The following is a 16,003-nucleotide window of genomic DNA, read 5'->3' on the forward strand; positions in this document are numbered from 1 at the left end:
CCGGTTCGGGCTCAGCGGCGAATGCTCTTGACGACCTTGGTGGCGAAGTCGGCGACGTTGCCGGCATGCCAGCGCCAGACGATCACGAGGTCGTGATCCGGCGAGACGACGATGGTGTTGCTGCCCGCGCCTTGCGCGGCATAGGCATTCGCCGGCATGCCCGGCAAGTTCTTGCCCTTGGTATTGAGCCACCAGAGATAGCCGTAGTCGGGGCCGTGCGCGCTCGGGCTCAAGGCGGCTTTCACATAGTCCGGCTGCACGATCTGCTTGCCGTTCCACGCCCCGCCGCGCAGCCACAGGTAGCCGAAGCGCGCCATGTCCCAGGAATTGATCCACATGCCGCCGCCCCAGCGCGTGCCGCCGCTGACCGATGGCACTTGCTTGCCATTCAGGTCCACGTAGCTGTTATGGTAGGGAACCCACTTCCAGCTGTTGGAGGCGCCGATCGGGTCCATGACCTGCTGCTGGAAGACCTCCGGCACCGGTTGGCCAAACACGCGCAGCAGCGACAGCGCGAAGCGGTTGATGCGCACGTCGTTGTATTCGTAGAAGCTGCCCGGCTGGCCCAGGCTGCGCGGCTTGCGCTCGCCCGCGCCGAAGTCGGCCTTGCCGACGAAGTCGGCGTTCTTGCCGAACAGGCTGCCTTCCCATTCGGACTCCTGCTGCAGGTGCTGCTTCCAGGTGACCTGGGCGTTGCGTGGCGATGCATAGCCGCCGTCGTTCACGCGCTTGGCGACCGGCTCGTCGAGCTGGATGCGGCCGTCGCGCACCGCCACGCCGGCGACGGTGGCCAGGATGCTCTTGGCCACCGAATACGTCGGGTCGACGAACTGCGTGTCGCCGAATTCGGCCACCACATAGCCCTTGTAAATCACCAGCCCATTGGTGCGGGCGCGCCGGGTCGGCATCGAGCCGAGGCGGCTGCCGAAGGTTGCTTCCTGGTCGGAAAAATCGACGGCGCGCGTGGTTTCGCGCGACTGCGCGAACTGCACCGCGGCGGCCAGCGCGCCAGGATCCATGCCGAGTTCGGCGGGCGACTTGCGGGCCCACTCGCCTGGCGGCGGGAAATAGCTTGCAGGTGCAGGCGCGGCTGCTGCGGCGACGGCCGGCAGCAGCGCAGCCAGGCCGAGGGCCAGCACCTTGCGGCGGGAAACGAGGGTCATGAAGGGGTCCACCGGGAAAAGGGGAAACGGATCAGGCTGGAGTTGTAGTAGCGTTTTTCGCCGGTGACTTCCTGGCCGATCCAGTCGGGCTTGTCGAAAGCCGCGTCTTCCGAAGGCAGTTCGATTTCGGCCACCACCAGGCCCGCGTTCTCGCCCAGGAATTCATCGACTTCCCAGGTAAAGCCGGCGTGGTCGATGCGGCGCCGGATTTTCTCGACCAGCGGGCGCTCGCACAAGGTGTCGAGCAATTCCTCGGCATCGGCCAGGGGAATGGCGTACTCCCATTCTCCGCGGCTGGCGCCGACGTTCTTGCTCTTGATGGTGAGCAGGCCGGCATCGCCCTCGATGCGCACGCGCACCGTGCGCGCCGGGTCGGCGTTCAGGTAGCCCTGGCGCAGCAGGGTCGCTTCGCCCAGCGTACGCCAGGCCTGCCCTACTACCAGGAACTTGCGCTCGATCTCGACGCCCACCGCTTCAGTCCAGCGACTGCAGGATCGGTTGCAGGATCGCCGCGCCGAGGGCTGCGCTGCGTGCGCCGTTCCAGCCGGTGTGCGGGTCCGGCAGGTCGGCATTGTCCTTGAACGGCATTTCCAGGGTCAGGGACAGGCACTTGAAGGTGTGGCCGATGTATTTCGAGGCCAGGGTCAGGAGCTCTTCGTTGTACTTGCTGGCCGCGTAGCCATACACGTTCTGGAAATCCGGGCTGGCCGCCATGTATTGCGCAACGAAAGCGTTCTGGCGCGCCTGGCGTTCCGGGGTGAAGTCCGCCAGCATCTCGTTGCCGGCCACGAAGTTGTAGGGCAGCGCTTCGTCGCCATGGATGTCGAAGAACATGTCGATGCCAGTTTCATGGATCTTGTTCTTCACGCACAGCACTTCCGGGCTGCGCTCGAGGGACGGCGTCATCCACTCGCGGTTCAGGTTGGCGCCGGCGGCGTTGGTGCGCAGGTTGCCGCGCACCGAGCCGTCCGGATTCATGTTCGGGACGATGTAGAACACGGCGCGCTGCAGGAGTTTGCGCGCTACCGGGTTGGCGCTGTCGAGCAGCGCATCCATCATGCCTTCGACATACCACTCGGCCATGGTTTCGCCCGGATGCTGGCGCGCGATGACCCAGATCTTCTTTTCCGCTTGCGGATTGCCGATCACGACCAGGTTCATGTCGCGGCCCTCGATCGTGGTGCCGATATCGAGCACGCGCGCGATCGGGTTCTCGGCCACTTCGCCCAGCAGGCGCAGGTGGCGCTCCCAGGTATAGGGTTCGAAATAGGCGTAGTAGATACTGTCGAGCTCGGGCGTGTGATTTACCGTCATGACCTGGCCGTCGAAGCTGGTCGGCACGCGGAACCAGTTCTCGGTGTCATAGCTTGCCGCAACCTGGTAGCCCTCGAAGCCCTTCGGGTAAGTCGCCTGGCCGGCGTTGAGGAAACGCATCGTGCAGGCCTGGCCGCGCGCGCCCTGCAGGCGGAAGTGGAACCACTGGTGGATGTCGGCGTTCGAATCGGCACGCAGGTTCAGGTCGATCGCCTTGGCGCTGGCGGCGCTGACGACTTCGATGGCGCCGGAATCGAAAGTCTGGCTGATTTTGATGGGCATGGTGAATCCTTCATTGTCGGTTCAAACGAATCGCATCCTACCGGACCAGGGGCGCACCGATGCCGCGCGCGCAGGTTCCCTTAGCGCTGGATCATTGCGCGTCGAGGTCGATCAGGTCCTTGGCGGCGTACATGGCCATGATCTGGCGCATCAGCTCGACGTTGCTGCGGTCCAGCACCATCGTCAGGTCTTCCTTGCTGTCGAGCGCGAAATGCATGCGGATTGCACCCGGCAATTCCTTGCACACCACGTATTCGGCGCGCGGCGTATAAGGATTGTCCCAATCCTGCTGGGTAATCGCGGGCGGGGCCGGCGGGGCCTGCAGTTGCGGGTCGCGATTGGGCGGCAAGTGCTTGAGCAGCCAGAACACGATCGAGGCCGGCAGCTGGATGCACAGGTCGCTGGCGCCCTTGGTGGAGAACTTGGTGAGCAACAGGTTACCGACCCGGTCGCACGACATGGAAATGCTCTTGGCTTGACGAATTACCGCTGGTTTCACGACGATGGTCCTGGCTAGAAAGGTTGAAAAAGGCGCAGCGATTCTACCGCATCCCATCGCTCAATTGTGTGGTATCAGAAACAAAACGGGGAGCCGGCACGGCTCCCCATGGGTAGGCGCAAGACTGCCGCCCGGCCTTCCGGCCCGGCGCAGCCCAGCTGCCGGCTTACTCTTTCGCGCCGCCGCGGTTGCCGCCCTGCGAGCTTTGGCGGCCCTTGGCCGGCGAGCTCGAACGCGAGGCGCTGCCCGAACCGGCGCTGGCCGACTGGCGGTTGCCGTGGCTCATGCTGCCTGCACGGCGGGCTTCTTCCGAAGTGAATTCGTGCGCGGTGCCCTTGGCGTGGGCAGCCTTGCCGCCCTGGCTGGCGATTTCACGCTGGCGGGCCGGATCCATCGATGCGAAACCGCGGTTGCGGGTGCCGCTGCTTTGGCTGTTACCACCTTGGTTGCTACCTTGCTTGTTACCTTGGTTACTCGAGGCCATGATCATCTTCTCCCTGTTCACTTTTGAACCGCCGCGTCCTGCGGCAGGCTTTGCCGCCCGCTCCTCATTCCCCGATGAGCGAAAGGCGAAGGTCATCTTAGGCACGCCTGATTGATGAGGGTATAGGACACTATCAGATGACTTTGTAGGACTTCGCGCGACAGAAAATGCACGCGTGAAAGTCAACTTCCAGTCGACAACAAACCCTTCAGTAACAGTCCTACACAGCCCCCCTACGTCTTCCTATACTGAATCGTCGTGGGCGCGCGCATGATGGCACTATCAGGCGGCGCTCGACACGGCCGATACCAGCCACGCCGCCGTACATTAAAAGGAGTCGACATGGACGCGAACCAACGTAGCGAGGTCAATAACCAGACCAATAATGGCGCGAATGAAAAATGGACGCCTGGCTCCAAGGGCAACACGACCACCGGCCCGATGGACCACACCTATCCCAAAGGTCCAAGCCAGCAGCAGGTCATCCGCGGCGACAACGAAATGGCCGCACAGGATCCGTCGCGCATGGGCCAGCAGGAAGTCGCCGCCGAAGACGGCGGCCGCGCGGACAACCAGACCACCCTGCCCGGCGCGGTCCCGGCCGACCTGCCGGGCGGCTCGATGCAGAGCCAGCAGACCGGCGGCTCCGGCCCGCAGCAAGGCATCACCGACAGCCACCAGCGCCAGATGGAGCAGCGCTCGGGCGCCTGGGGCCTGCTCGAGCAGCCGGTCGGCCACCGCGACAAGCAGTCAGGCACCAACCTGATGGCGCATCCGGCCAACCAGCAGGGCAACAGCCAGGCCGCACATGCGATGAATCCGCAAGACCCGGCACAGCCTGAACTGCAGGGCGGCTCGCTCGGCCGCCACCACGATGTGGCGCCGGGCACCTACCAAACCCAGGCGGCAGTCGGACAGGGCTTCTATTCCAACCAGCAAAGCGCCATGCATGGCGGCGAAGGGACGGGCATGGCGACACCATACCAGCAGCACACTACGCAGCAGGGCAACATCCAGCAAGGCAATGCACAGCAAGGCAATGCCCAGAAGAGCACCGACCGCGGCGGCTCGCAGACCGGCACCGGCGCGCGCGATGCGGGCAGCCACGACGTGCACCAGTCGAACGACGTGGCCGGCGGCCTGCCGCGCAGCCCCGGCAACAGCGGCCCGACCAGCGACAATCCGGGCTGGCTGCCGGCGCAGAGCGTCGATGCAGAGAAGAACCCGGTACGCGACTCGAACGACCTGGGCGGCGGCTTGCCGAAGAGCCCGGCCGGCGCGAACCAGCTCGCAGGCGACCGCAAGATGGATGACGACACGGGCTTTTCGCGCGGCTGATCCCGCGTAAGGGCTTCATCGAATGGGCGGCGCTGCCGCCCATTTTTTCGTCCTCGCGCCGCGCTGCCGATCGCGCCGGGCGCCCTCTTTCGCCGTCCAGCCGTGCTGGGGCTTGATCCACCTCCAAGCCGCGTCGAACCAAGGGAACCCGGCAGTAACGGTCCACTCCAACCCCAGGCAACAGGCCCTGTCGTCCGCACATCGCGACGGCGGAGGCCGCCTGCAGACCTGGAGACGGACATGCCTGCAATGACGGATGACGCAACAATCGCGGTGTCGATAGTCGTGCCCTCGTGCGGGCGGATGGACCTGCTCGACCGCTGCCTGGACGCCCTGGTGCGCCAGCAGGTCAACCCGCACAGCTACGAAATCATCGTCGTCGACGACGAACCCAACCACAATACCCTGCACCTGGTCGCCGGCTGGCGCACCCGCACGCTCGACCGCGGGCCGCGCCTGAGCTATATCGCCAATCCCGGCCCCAATGGTCCAGCCGGGGCGCGCAACCGGGGCTGGCGCACCGCGCGCGGGCCCATCGTCGCCTTTACCAGCGACGATGCCGTACCCGAACCCGGCTGGCTGGCCGCCGGCCTGGCGGCATTTCGCGACAGCACCGAAGTCGTCTGCGGACGCATTCAGACACTGGTGCCGCCCAACCCATCCGACGGGCAACGCAGCGCGCGCGAGCACGAAGCGGCCGATTTCACCAGCGCCAGCTGCTTCTTCCGCAAGAGCGTGCTCGAGCGCCTCGGCGGCTTCGACGAGCGCTTCAATGTCCCGCGCGGCACCGATGCCGACATGTACTTCCACCTGCTCGAACACGGCATCGCCATCGGCCAGGCGCCGCGGGCGCTGGTCCTGCTTCCGCTCGGCCGCGCGCCCTGGGGCGCCAGCCTGCTGCAGGTGCGCGATGCCGAGTTCGACGCCCTGCTCTACAAGAAGCATCCCGCGCTCTACCGCCAGAAGGTCGAGCCCCGTCCCGCCTGGGACAACTACCTGGTGGCAGGCGTGCTGCTGGTAGCCCTGCTCAGCGCGCTGCTCGGCATGGCGGTCATGGCCACGCTCGCCTTTGGCGCCTGGCTGCTGCTCACCGCGCGCCGCTGCGCGCACAGCCTGCGCGGCGCGCCGCATGACCCTGCGCACGTGGCCGAGATGATCGTCACCTCGGCCCTGCTGCCGCCCTTGTGCGTGTTCTGGCGCCTTGCCGGGGCGGTACGCTACCGCGTGCGCTTCGCCTGAAGCCGACCTGCCCGGGGAGCCGACATGAGACTCGACGACGTCCAGGCAATCGCCACGGCGCGCGCACCCGGGCGGCGCCTGCGCATCGCCCTCATCAGCGACTGCGCGGCGCCCGCCACCCTGCAAGGTGCCATCGTCTGCAGCGGCCAGCACGCCTATGTCGGCCAGCTCGCCCACGAACTGGCCCGCGGCGGCCACCTGGTCGACATCTTCACGCGCCGCGACGCGCCGGGCCAGCCCCAGGTGCGGCATCTGGACGAGGGCATCCGCCTCATCCACGTCCCGGCCGGCCCGCCAGCCTACGTGCCGAAAGAACTGGTGCTGGCGCATCTCGACGCCTTCTCGCGCTTCGTCGCCCGCTTCATGCGGCGCCAAAGCGGCCACTACGACATCGTGCATGCCAATTTCTTCATGGCCGGCATGGTGGCCCACCACCTGAAGGAAGCGCTGGGCCTGCCCTTCGTGGTGACCTTCCATGCCCTCGCGCGGACGCATCGGCGCGCCCAGGCCGCGGCCGACGCCTTTTCGATGGCCCGCATCCGCATCGAAAGCACGCTCATGCGCGTGGCCGACCGCATCATCGCCGAATGCCCGCAAGACCGCGCCGACATGCAGCAGCTGTACGGCGCGCCTGGTTCGCGCATCGAGGTCGCGCCCTGCGGCTTTTCGCCCGGCGAATTATGGCCGGTGCCGATGGCGCAAGCGCGCGCCCGCCTTGGCCTGGAACAGGATTGTTTCACTGTGCTCCAGTTGGGGCGCATGGTGCCGCGCAAGGGTGTCGATACCGTCATCCAGGCCCTGGCCCTGCTGCGCCACCGGCATGGGCTCGATGCCCGATTACTGGTGGTGGGCGGGGATGCGGGCGCCGCGGCGCTTGGTCATGCCGCCCGCCATGCCGGCGGCGCCGGCGTAGACGCCCCACCGGAACTGGCGCGCTTGCGCCACCTCGCGGCCGAGCTCGGCATTGCGGCGCAGGTGCATTTCGCCGGCCAGCAGCCGCGCAAGCTGCTCCGCGACTGGTACAGCGCCGCCGACGTCTTCGCCAGCACGCCCTGGTACGAACCTTTCGGCATCACCCCGGTGGAAGCCATGGCCTGCGCGCGGCCGGTCATCGGCTCGGAAGTCGGCGGCATCAAGAGCACGGTCGACGACGGCGTGACCGGCTTCCTGGTTCCCTCGCGCGACCCGGAAGCCCTGGCCGAGCGCCTGGCGCGGCTGTATCGCTGTCCGGAACTGACGCGCACTATGGGCGAGGCCGGCCGGCGCCGCGCCTGCGAACACTACACCTGGCACCGCGTCGCCGCGCAACTGATCGGCATCTATACCGCCGTGCTGGACGACACGCGGCAGGCCGCAGGCCCCGTTCTGCTTTCAAGCTGAGGAGACCCACACGCATGAGGACAAAACAGCGCTTCTCCACACCGGGCTGGCCGGTTCTTGCCGGCCACGCCGTGGGCAATCCCGGCGCTTTGCGCCGCCACATGTCCGCCTTGCCGGGTTGCCGGCGACGACGCTTGGCCCTCGCATGAAGGCGATTTTCTTCGACCAGGACGGCACCCTGGTGGACGACGTGCCCTATAACATCGAGCCCCGGCGCATCCGGCTTGTGAGCGGCGCCGGCGCCGCGCTGCGCTTGCTGGCACGGCTCGACTACCGCTTCTTCGTGGTCACCAACCAGTCCGGCATCGCGCACGGATGTTTCGGCGAGGACGCGATGGGCCCGGTTGCCGACCGGCTGGCCGACTTGCTGTTCCGCGAAAACCTGAGCATGGAAGGGTTCTACTATTGCCCGCACCATCCGCTGGGCACGGTCGGCGACTACGCCATGGTCTGCGCCTGCCGCAAGCCCTCGCCCGGCATGCTGCTCAAAGCAGCCAACGAGCATGGCATCGACCTGCGCTCATCGTGGATGGTCGGCGACATCCTGCACGACGTGGAAGCCGGCAACCGCGCGGGATGCCGGACCCTGCTGATCGACAACGGCAACGAGACCGAATGGCGGCTGGGGCCACGCCGGGTGCCGACGCGCATGGCGCCGGATCTGTATGCGGCGGCGGTGCTGATTGCCAGTCACGACGCGGCGCGCTGAAACTCGCCCTGAAAGGAAGATAAAAAATCCTCACTACACCGACACAAGAATTGACGCCCTGAGATTCCCGATATAAATCCCACGCGCCATTGCCTCCATATGCTGCTTTTGACATCGAGGTCCACTGTCCTCCTTTTACGCCAACAATCGAGTAATAAGCAAGGCGCATGGAATGCCATTCGCAACTTCTGACTGCTTACCGGTTTTTATACCTATCGTGTTGTCGAAGATACTTACAACTTTTGAAACAATCCAATCCACGTTTTTGCATAGCGCTGATTATTAAGAGAAAACTTACGCTGGCACAATCATTGCTCAGTGTTGGTCACTACAACTCATTAAGGATTGGTATGCGCCTCTCTCAAGCGTTAGTCGCCCTTGCACTCGCAAGCTTGCACATGGGCGCGCATGCGTCGCTCATCAATCCCGATGAGTACAAGACGTCTTCACAGACCTGGCTGAAACTGTCCGAAACGGTCGGCCTGAGCATGAATGATTTCAACAATGGCGTCGGCGGCTGGAATACCATGTATCGCCTCGCCTCGAACCAGGAAATTTCGCTGATGCTGCAAGGACTGGGCATTGCGCAAGGTGACTCCGGTTGGAAAACCACCGTGCCGGGAGCAAGCAACTTCATCTACCAGTTGGGTGGTACGGTTCCCGGCAGTACCTACGCCGGCACTTGGGCTTCGGGTGGCAACCAGGGCGCGAACGGCATCGGAATGGGCTGGTCCGTCATGGCCACCCTCAACAACGGCGAACAGAGCAGCCCTTTGAGCGCTGACTGCCCCGCCTATACCAACTGCGCGCGCATCGTCGCGACAGCCGGCAATATCTCGCTATCCGGTTCGTCGCCCATCACGGGATTGTTCGCGGTGCGGATACCGGAACCCGGCACCCTTGCCTTGTTCGGCCTGGCCGGGGGCTTGCTGGCTTTCCAGCGCCGCCGCAAGACCCAGTGACTGCGATACGCACGGCAGCATAGCCTGAAATAGAAAAGGGTTGGAAACGATGTTTCCAACCCTTTTGACCACCAATTTCGCTTTTCACAGCGAACCGGCGTCGACAAAGCGCCGGACAGCGAACACCGCAAAGACAGGCGCTTTCAAATCATCATTACACCCGATGCTCGTCCCGTGCTGCTTGCACATCTCTGCGACTGGCGGACATAAAAAAACAGCACCGGTATTAGATAATCATCTAATACGCAGTGCTGTTTTTCCAAGCAGCTTACGCTGCAAATAACTCATTCCATTGGTCGGGGCGAGAGGATTCGAACCTCCGACCCCGTGCACCCCATGCACGTACGCTACCAGGCTGCGCTACGCCCCGACTATCCGGGAATTATATCAGAGCCCGTCCGGGCGATCCTAGTTTTTGTTATGGTTATGCAACGCCTTTTTTGCGCTCGCGCAGGTCGACCAACCGATGCGGCCTGCAACACAGCCTACTATTTCCAATCCCCCCGCAGCGCCAGCACCTGCTCCTGCAAATGTTCCGGCGAGGCCGCATCCGGCGCCACCGGCTTGCCCACTGCCAGCGACAGCTTCGAGCGGATCCCGCGTGCGAACGAGCGCTCGAACAGATTGGTCGAGTCGCGCGTGAACACGCTGCCCCACAGCCCGCGCAGCGCCATCGGGATCACCGGCACCTTGCTGCGCTCGACGATCCTGGCAATGCCGCCGCGGAACTCGTTGATCTCGCCGGTGTTTGTCAGCTTCCCCTCCGGGAAGATGCAGACCAGCTCCCCCTGGTGCAGCGCTTCGGCGATGTCGATGAAGGCGCGTTCCATCAGGAAGGCGTCTTCCTTGGCCGGCGCGATCGGGATCGCCTTGGCGGCGCGGAAGATCCAGCCGAGGAAAGGTGTTTTGAAAATGCGGTGGTCCATCACGAAGCGGATCGGGCGCGGGCTGGCCGCGCCAATCACCAGCGCGTCGACATAGGACACGTGGTTGCAGACCAGCACCGCCGGGCCCTGCTCGGGAATGCGGTGGGCGTCGACGGTGCGCACGCGGTAGCCGGTGTGGATCAGCATCCAGGCCAGGAAGCGCATCAGGAATTCCGGCACCAGCGAGAAGATGTAGACGGCGACGCAGGCATTGAGCAGCGCAGTGACGAGGAACATTTCGGGAATGCTGAAGCCCTGCCCCAGCAGCAGGATGGCCACGCCGGCCGCCGCGACCATGAAGATGGCGTTCAAGATGTTCATGCCTGCAATGGTGCGCGAGACGTGTTTCGGATCGCAACGGGTCTGGATCAGGGCAAACAGCGGCACGATGAAGAAGCCGCCGAACACGCCGATCAGGACCAGGTCGGCGAGGATGCGCCACATGCCCGGCAGGGCGATCAGCGCAAAGGCGTCGACGGTCGCAGTATTGGTGAAGGCCACGCTGGCGAAATACAGGTCGATGCCGAATACCGACAGGCCGATCGAGCCGAAGGGCACGAGGCCGATCTCGACCTTGTGGCCCGAGAGCTTTTCGCACAGCAGCGAACCGGCGCCGATGCCCAGCGAGAAGACGGTAAGCAGCAGCACGAACACGCTGTGGTCGCCGCGCAGGTAATCCTTGGCATAGACGGGGAATTGCGACAGCAGCAGCGCGCCGTAGAACCAGAACCAGGAATTGCCCAGCATCGACAGGAAGACGGTGCGGTTCTGGCTCGAGAACTTCAGGTTGCGGACCGATTCGGCGAAGGGGTTGCGGCTGATTTTCAGTTCCGGCGCCGGCGCGGGCGACGGCGGGATGCGCCAGCTCGCCAGCAGTCCCAGCACGGCGCAGAACAGGGTGCCACCTGCCACCAGTTCGATGCCCCAGGGCTTGTAGGCGACCAGCAAGGCGCCCGCTACTTCGCCCAGCAGGATGCCGACAAAGGTGCCCATCTCGATCACGCCATTGCCGCCGACCAGCTCTTCCGGCTTCAACTGCTGCGGCAGGTAGGCGTATTTCACCGGGCCGAACAGGGTCGAGTGCAAGCCCATGCCGACCACCGCGGCCACCAGCAGCCACAGGGTGTGGGTCATCCAGCCGATGCCGGCCACGAGCATGATCGCGATCTCGAGCAGCTTGACGAACCTTGCCAGGTGCGCCTTGTCGAACTTGTCTGCGATTTGTCCTGCCGTGGCCGAGAACAGCACGAAAGGCAGGATGAACAGGCCGGGGATCAGGTTGTTCAGCAGCGAGGGGCTGACGGTGGTCCAGCTCAGCGCGTCATAAGTCAGCACGACCAGCAGCGCGGTCTTGAACAGGTTGTCGTTGAAGGCGCCAAGGAACTGGGTCCAGAAGAAGGGGCCGAAACGGCGCTGCGTCAGCAGGGAAAACTGGCTCGGTTGGCTCATGCTCAGGTCGTTGAATGAAGAATGTTCGGAATGTACAGCAAGCCGGGAGCTTACAGGAGAGGGATGGCCAAGTTATTGCCGTCTCTCATTAACGGGTTTCCGATACTAATCCTTAAAGTCTCGACTGGCGATACCGGTTGGGTAAAAAGCATAGACCGCTGGCTGCGACAAGCGCCGTCCCGGCTGAATCCGGGGAGTTGCATTGTCGATTGAAACCGCTCAAGCGAGCCTGCATACGCCAGGATTGTGCAGCGCAGCGCGGGTAGAATCCGCGGATGACTTCTTCCGACTTCCTCCTCCGCTACGCCAGCGTGACAACCGCGCTGTTCGACCACATCGAGCACGACATGCTGGCACTGGGCTGCGCCTGCATCGACGATGACGAGCCTCCTGCAATGCCTTTCCAGGGCGCCCTCCCGGCATATTGCCCACTGCCGATGGATATTCCGCTGGGCTGAGCCCCAGGCCGCACTGGCCGGGCAGGCAAAAAAAATGATCCGGTTTAGCGGCACAGGCCGCCAAATCCGAATCATGTCCGGCGCCGGTTCGCGCCAGCGGATCAGGCCAGGGTTTCCAGGCGGATGCGGGTGACCTTGCCGATCACGGCCGGCAAGGCTTCGATCTTGGCGATCGCCGCATCGATGTTCTTCTCGCGCGTCTGGTGGGTCAGCATGATGATGTCGAGGTTAACCTGGTTGCCCGGTTCCTTCTGCAGCACGGCGTCGATCGAGATGCCGCCGTCGGCCAGGATGCGGGTCAGGTCCGCCATCACGCCGAGCTGGTCCTTCACATAGACGCGCAGGTAGTAGCTGGTGGTGATTTCGGCCATCGGCATGATGGCGACGTCGCTCATCTCGTTCGGCTGGAAAGCCAGGTGCGGCACGCGGCAGTACGGGTCCACGGTAGCCAGGCGGGTAACGTCGACCAGGTCGGCAATCACGGCGGACGCGGTCGGTTCGGAACCTGCGCCCTTGCCGTAGTACAGCGACGCGCCCACCGCATCGGCCTGCACCAGCACCGCGTTCATCGCGCCTTCCACGTTGGCGATCAGGCGCGCATTCGGGATCAGGGTCGGGTGCACGCGCAGCTCGATGCCCTCGCCCGCTTCGGTACGGGTGCGGCGGGTGATGCCCAGCAGCTTGATGCGGTAGCCCAGTTGCTCGGCGTAGCGGATGTCGACCGCCTGCAGCTGGCTGATGCCTTCGACATACGCCTTGTCGAATTGCACCGGGATGCCGAAGGCGATCGCCGACATGATGGTGAGTTTATGGGCGGCGTCCACGCCCTCGATGTCGAAGGTGGGATCGAGCTCCGCATAGCCCAGCTCCTGCGCCTGCTTCAGTACGGTGGCGAAGTCCAGGCCCTTCTCGCGCATTTCCGACAGGATGAAGTTGGTGGTGCCGTTGATGATGCCGGCCACCGATTCGATGCGGTTCGCGGTCAGGCCTTCGCGCAGCGCCTTGATGATCGGCACGCCGCCGGCGACGGCCGCTTCGAAAGCGACCATCACGCCCTTGTCCTGGGCGGCGGCGAAGATTTCGTTGCCGTGCAGCGCCAGCAGCGCCTTGTTGGCGGTGACCACGTGCTTGCCGTTGGCAATGGCTTTCAAGACCAGCTCGCGTGGCAGCTCGACACCGCCGATCAGTTCGACGACGATGTCGATGTCCGGGCTGTTGACGATCGCGAAGGGATCGGCCACGACTTCCACCGTGCTCCCGGTCAGGGCGCGGGCGCGCTCGGTATTGCGCGCGGCCACCATGGTGATTTCGATGCCGCGGCCGGCGCGGCGGCGGATGTCTTCCTGGTTGCGCTGCAGGACGTTGAAGGTGCCGGCGCCGACGGTGCCGATGCCCAGGAGGCCAACTCGGATGGGTTTCATGATTGTGGTTCTTCTCAAGGTCTAACGCGCATGGCGCCGTCGGTAGCCGTCGAGGAAGCGCGCGATGCGTCCGCAGGCATCCGTCAGGTCGTCGGAATTGGGCAGGAATACCAGCCGGAAGTGATCCGGGGCGATCCAGTTAAAGCCGGTGCCTTGCACCAGCAGCACTTTTTCCTCGGACAGCAGTTCGCAGATGAATTGCTGGTCGTCCGCGATCGGGTACATCTTCGGGTCGAGGCGCGGGAACATGTACAGCGCCGCTTTTGGCTTGACGCAGGACACTCCCGGAATATCGGTCAACAGTTTGTGGGCCAGGTCGCGCTGCTTGAGCAGGCGCCCGCCGGGGCCGACCAGGTCGGCAATGCTCTGGTAGCCGCCCAGCGCGGTCTGGATCGCGTACTGGCCCGGCGCATTGGCGCACAGGCGCATCGAGGCCAGCATGTTCAGGCCCTCGATATAGTCCTTCGCGTGGCGCTTCTCGCCCGACACCACCATCCAGCCGGCGCGGTAGCCGCAGGAACGGTAGTTCTTCGACAGGCCGTTCAGGGTCACGAACAGCACGTCGTCGGCCAGCGAGGCCATCGACACGTGTTCTTCGCCGTCGTACAGCGTCTTGTCGTAGATTTCGTCGGCGTAGACGATCAGCTGGTGCTGGCGCGCCAGCTCGATGATCTCGAGCAGGATCTCGCGCGGGTACAGGGCGCCGGTCGGGTTGTTCGGGTTGATGACCACGAGCGCGCGCGTGTTCGGCGTGATCTTGCGCCGCATGTCCTCGATGTCGGGCAGCCAGCCGGCGCCCTCGTCGCAGATGTAATGCTTCGGCGCGCCGCCGGCCAGGCTCACGGCCGCGGTCCACAGCGGATAATCTGGCGCCGGCACCAGCACTTCGTCGCCGGTATTGAGCAGGCCCTGCATGGCCATGACGATCAGTTCCGATGCGCCATTACCCAGGTAGATGTCGTCGATGCCGACGCCCTGGATGTTCTTGCCCTGGGTGTAGTGCATGACGGCCTTGCGCGGCGCGAACATGCCCTTCGAATCGGTATAGCCGGCCGCGCCATGCATGTTGCGGATCATGTCGTGCACGATCTCGTCGGGCGGGTCGAAGCCGAACACGGCGAGGTTGCCGATGTTGAGCTTGATGATCTTCTGGCCGTCGTCTTCCATGGCGCGGGCCTGTTCGAGGGCAGGACCGCGGATTTCGTAGCAGACGTCGTCCAGCTTGTTCGATTTCAGAATCGGTCGCAAAGTATCCCCTGGCTCATCGTCTGTGGTGCCCTGCTTTGTTGCAGTGCGAAAAATACCATTCTGCCGAAAGCGCAGGATTTAAGCAACCTCGCCTCTGCGGGTACAATGGATGCCAGTTACGGACCCTTCGGTTCGCCCTTTTCGCTACCGCAATTACTTACCCGTTCGCGCCACGATGAAGCTCCATTCCGACAACACCCAGCAATACCAGACCGTCACCGGCTACGATGCCGGCGGGGTCGAGATCAATGCCCAGCGCTTCGACTTCAGCCTGATCGTCATGCCCGAAGTGGCGCCCCGCGCCTGGGAAGTGGCGCGCTTCGAGGACCTGGCCGCCAGCCACTTCGAGCAGATCGCCCTGGATAACCCGGACGTCGTCGTGCTCGGCACCGGCGAGCGCCAGCGCTTCGTGCACCCGCGCCTGACCACCAGCCTGTCCGACAAGCGCATCGGGGTCGAGTGCATGGACAGCCACGCCGCCTGCCGCACCTACAACATCCTGATGGGCGAAGGCCGCAAGGTCACGCTGGCCCTGATCATCGACGGCGCCGCCGGCGCCTGAGGCATCTACGCCGTGCATTCCCGCTGCGCTGCGGGATGCCCGGCCTTGCCCATACCAATAACAAGAACATGAATTCCTCGGCCTTTGCCTTCATCATCAGCGGCGTCATCCTCAACGCCGCGGCCCAGCTGCTGCTCAAGGCCGGCACCAATGCCCTCGGCGGCGCCATCCACCTTACCCGCGACAACTGGCTGCTCACCGGCCTGAAAGTCGCGACCCAGTGGCCGATCGTGCTCGGCCTGGTGTGCTACGGCGTGTCGCTGGTGGTCTGGATCCTCGGCCTGTCGCGCACCGACGTGACGGTGGCCTATCCGATGCTGTCGCTCGGCTATGTCATCGGCGCGGTGGGGGCCTGGATGTTCCTGGGCGAAGCGATCTCGCTCCAGCGCATGCTGGCCATCGGCGTGATCATGCTGGGCGTACTGCTGCTGGCTCGCAGTTGAAAAACCGAAATAAATTCCATTTAGCATCTTGAATAAATGAAAACCCGCCTCATCTCGCGGGTTATCACCCTGGCTACAGACCACTAGCTTCGGGACGCGGCGCCGATTATCATGGCGGTATCCGCT

General features: G+C 64.3%; 16 protein-coding genes and 1 tRNA gene. 8 read left to right on the plus strand and 9 right to left on the minus strand.

Annotation, left to right across the window (positions count from 1 at the left end):
• Positions 1 to 11: 11 nt before the first annotated feature.
• From AC3XQU_RS06615 to AC3XQU_RS06635, 5 genes are all read right to left on the minus strand, one after another.
• Positions 12 to 1,163 (minus strand): serine hydrolase domain-containing protein, encoded by a 1,152-nt coding sequence (locus AC3XQU_RS06615; protein ID WP_489873349.1) that lies wholly within the window; start codon positions 1,161 to 1,163, stop codon positions 12 to 14.
• A complete protein-coding gene (locus AC3XQU_RS06620) occupies positions 1,160 to 1,633 on the minus strand; it encodes a CYTH domain-containing protein (RefSeq protein WP_489873350.1) in 474 nt (157 codons plus the stop codon). Before AC3XQU_RS06620 ends, AC3XQU_RS06615 begins: the two co-directional genes overlap by 4 nt.
• Before the next feature lie 4 nt (positions 1,634 to 1,637).
• Positions 1,638 to 2,759, minus strand: a complete 1,122-nt coding sequence (locus tag AC3XQU_RS06625; protein ID WP_489873351.1) for a M14 family metallopeptidase — start codon at positions 2,757 to 2,759, stop codon at positions 1,638 to 1,640.
• 91 nt (positions 2,760 to 2,850) lie between these two features.
• Positions 2,851 to 3,219 (minus strand): hypothetical protein, encoded by a 369-nt coding sequence (locus AC3XQU_RS06630; protein WP_489873352.1) that lies wholly within the window; start codon positions 3,217 to 3,219, stop codon positions 2,851 to 2,853.
• A gap of 205 nt (positions 3,220 to 3,424) precedes the next feature.
• A complete protein-coding gene (locus AC3XQU_RS06635) occupies positions 3,425 to 3,742 on the minus strand; it encodes a KGG domain-containing protein (protein ID WP_489873353.1) in 318 nt (105 codons plus the stop codon).
• Between the two features lie 342 nt (positions 3,743 to 4,084).
• Here AC3XQU_RS06635 and AC3XQU_RS06640 point away from each other — a divergent pair, with 342 nt between their 5' ends.
• The 5 genes from AC3XQU_RS06640 (at position 4,085) to AC3XQU_RS06660 (ending at position 9,370) form a co-directional block, all read left to right on the plus strand.
• The gene (locus AC3XQU_RS06640) at positions 4,085 to 5,080 is read left to right on the plus strand and encodes a hypothetical protein (RefSeq protein WP_489873354.1); all 996 of its coding nucleotides are present in this window, start codon (positions 4,085 to 4,087) and stop codon (positions 5,078 to 5,080) included.
• A gap of 240 nt (positions 5,081 to 5,320) precedes the next feature.
• A complete protein-coding gene (locus AC3XQU_RS06645; protein WP_489873355.1) occupies positions 5,321 to 6,319 on the plus strand; it encodes a glycosyltransferase family 2 protein in 999 nt (332 codons plus the stop codon).
• A 24-nt stretch (positions 6,320 to 6,343) separates the two neighbouring features.
• The gene (locus tag AC3XQU_RS06650) at positions 6,344 to 7,699 is read left to right on the plus strand and encodes a glycosyltransferase (protein WP_489873356.1); all 1,356 of its coding nucleotides are present in this window, start codon (positions 6,344 to 6,346) and stop codon (positions 7,697 to 7,699) included.
• Between the two features lie 145 nt (positions 7,700 to 7,844).
• Complete coding sequence (locus AC3XQU_RS06655) at positions 7,845 to 8,408, plus strand: D-glycero-alpha-D-manno-heptose-1,7-bisphosphate 7-phosphatase (protein ID WP_489873357.1); 564 nt, start codon at positions 7,845 to 7,847, stop codon at positions 8,406 to 8,408.
• Positions 8,409 to 8,650: 242 nt separating this feature from the next.
• On the plus strand, positions 8,651 to 9,370 hold the full coding sequence (locus tag AC3XQU_RS06660; protein WP_489873358.1) for a PEP-CTERM sorting domain-containing protein: 720 nt from the start codon (positions 8,651 to 8,653) through the stop codon (positions 9,368 to 9,370).
• Between the two features lie 293 nt (positions 9,371 to 9,663).
• Here AC3XQU_RS06660 and AC3XQU_RS06665 read toward each other — a convergent pair.
• Together AC3XQU_RS06665 and AC3XQU_RS06670 are read right to left on the minus strand one after the other, a co-directional pair.
• Positions 9,664 to 9,740: transfer RNA gene (locus AC3XQU_RS06665), tRNA-Pro, on the minus strand.
• 118 nt (positions 9,741 to 9,858) lie between these two features.
• Entirely contained in the window at positions 9,859 to 11,745 is a 1,887-nt protein-coding gene (locus AC3XQU_RS06670) for an MFS transporter (protein WP_489873359.1), read from the minus strand.
• Positions 11,746 to 12,020: 275 nt separating this feature from the next.
• Here AC3XQU_RS06670 and AC3XQU_RS06675 point away from each other — a divergent pair, with 275 nt between their 5' ends.
• On the plus strand, positions 12,021 to 12,203 hold the full coding sequence (locus tag AC3XQU_RS06675; RefSeq protein WP_489873360.1) for a hypothetical protein: 183 nt from the start codon (positions 12,021 to 12,023) through the stop codon (positions 12,201 to 12,203).
• Between the two features lie 101 nt (positions 12,204 to 12,304).
• Here AC3XQU_RS06675 and AC3XQU_RS06680 read toward each other — a convergent pair whose 3' ends face one another.
• Together AC3XQU_RS06680 and AC3XQU_RS06685 are read right to left on the minus strand one after the other, a co-directional pair.
• Positions 12,305 to 13,624 carry a homoserine dehydrogenase gene (locus tag AC3XQU_RS06680; protein WP_489873361.1) on the minus strand — a complete coding sequence of 440 codons (1,320 nt, stop codon included), beginning with the start codon at positions 13,622 to 13,624 and terminating at the stop codon, positions 12,305 to 12,307.
• A gap of 21 nt (positions 13,625 to 13,645) precedes the next feature.
• Complete coding sequence (locus AC3XQU_RS06685) at positions 13,646 to 14,872, minus strand: pyridoxal phosphate-dependent aminotransferase (protein ID WP_489873362.1); 1,227 nt, start codon at positions 14,870 to 14,872, stop codon at positions 13,646 to 13,648.
• Between the two features lie 175 nt (positions 14,873 to 15,047).
• On the opposite strand from AC3XQU_RS06685, the gene AC3XQU_RS06690 reads away from it, so the two are divergent.
• Positions 15,048 to 15,434, plus strand: coding sequence for an Mth938-like domain-containing protein (locus AC3XQU_RS06690; RefSeq protein ID WP_489873363.1), 387 nt, complete (start codon positions 15,048 to 15,050; stop codon positions 15,432 to 15,434).
• 68 nt (positions 15,435 to 15,502) lie between these two features.
• On the plus strand, positions 15,503 to 15,877 hold the full coding sequence (locus tag AC3XQU_RS06695) for an SMR family transporter (protein ID WP_489873592.1): 375 nt from the start codon (positions 15,503 to 15,505) through the stop codon (positions 15,875 to 15,877).
• The last annotated feature ends 126 nt before the right edge of the window (positions 15,878 to 16,003 follow it).

It is taken from the genome of Telluria sp. AZSoR62 (assembly GCF_058111565.1).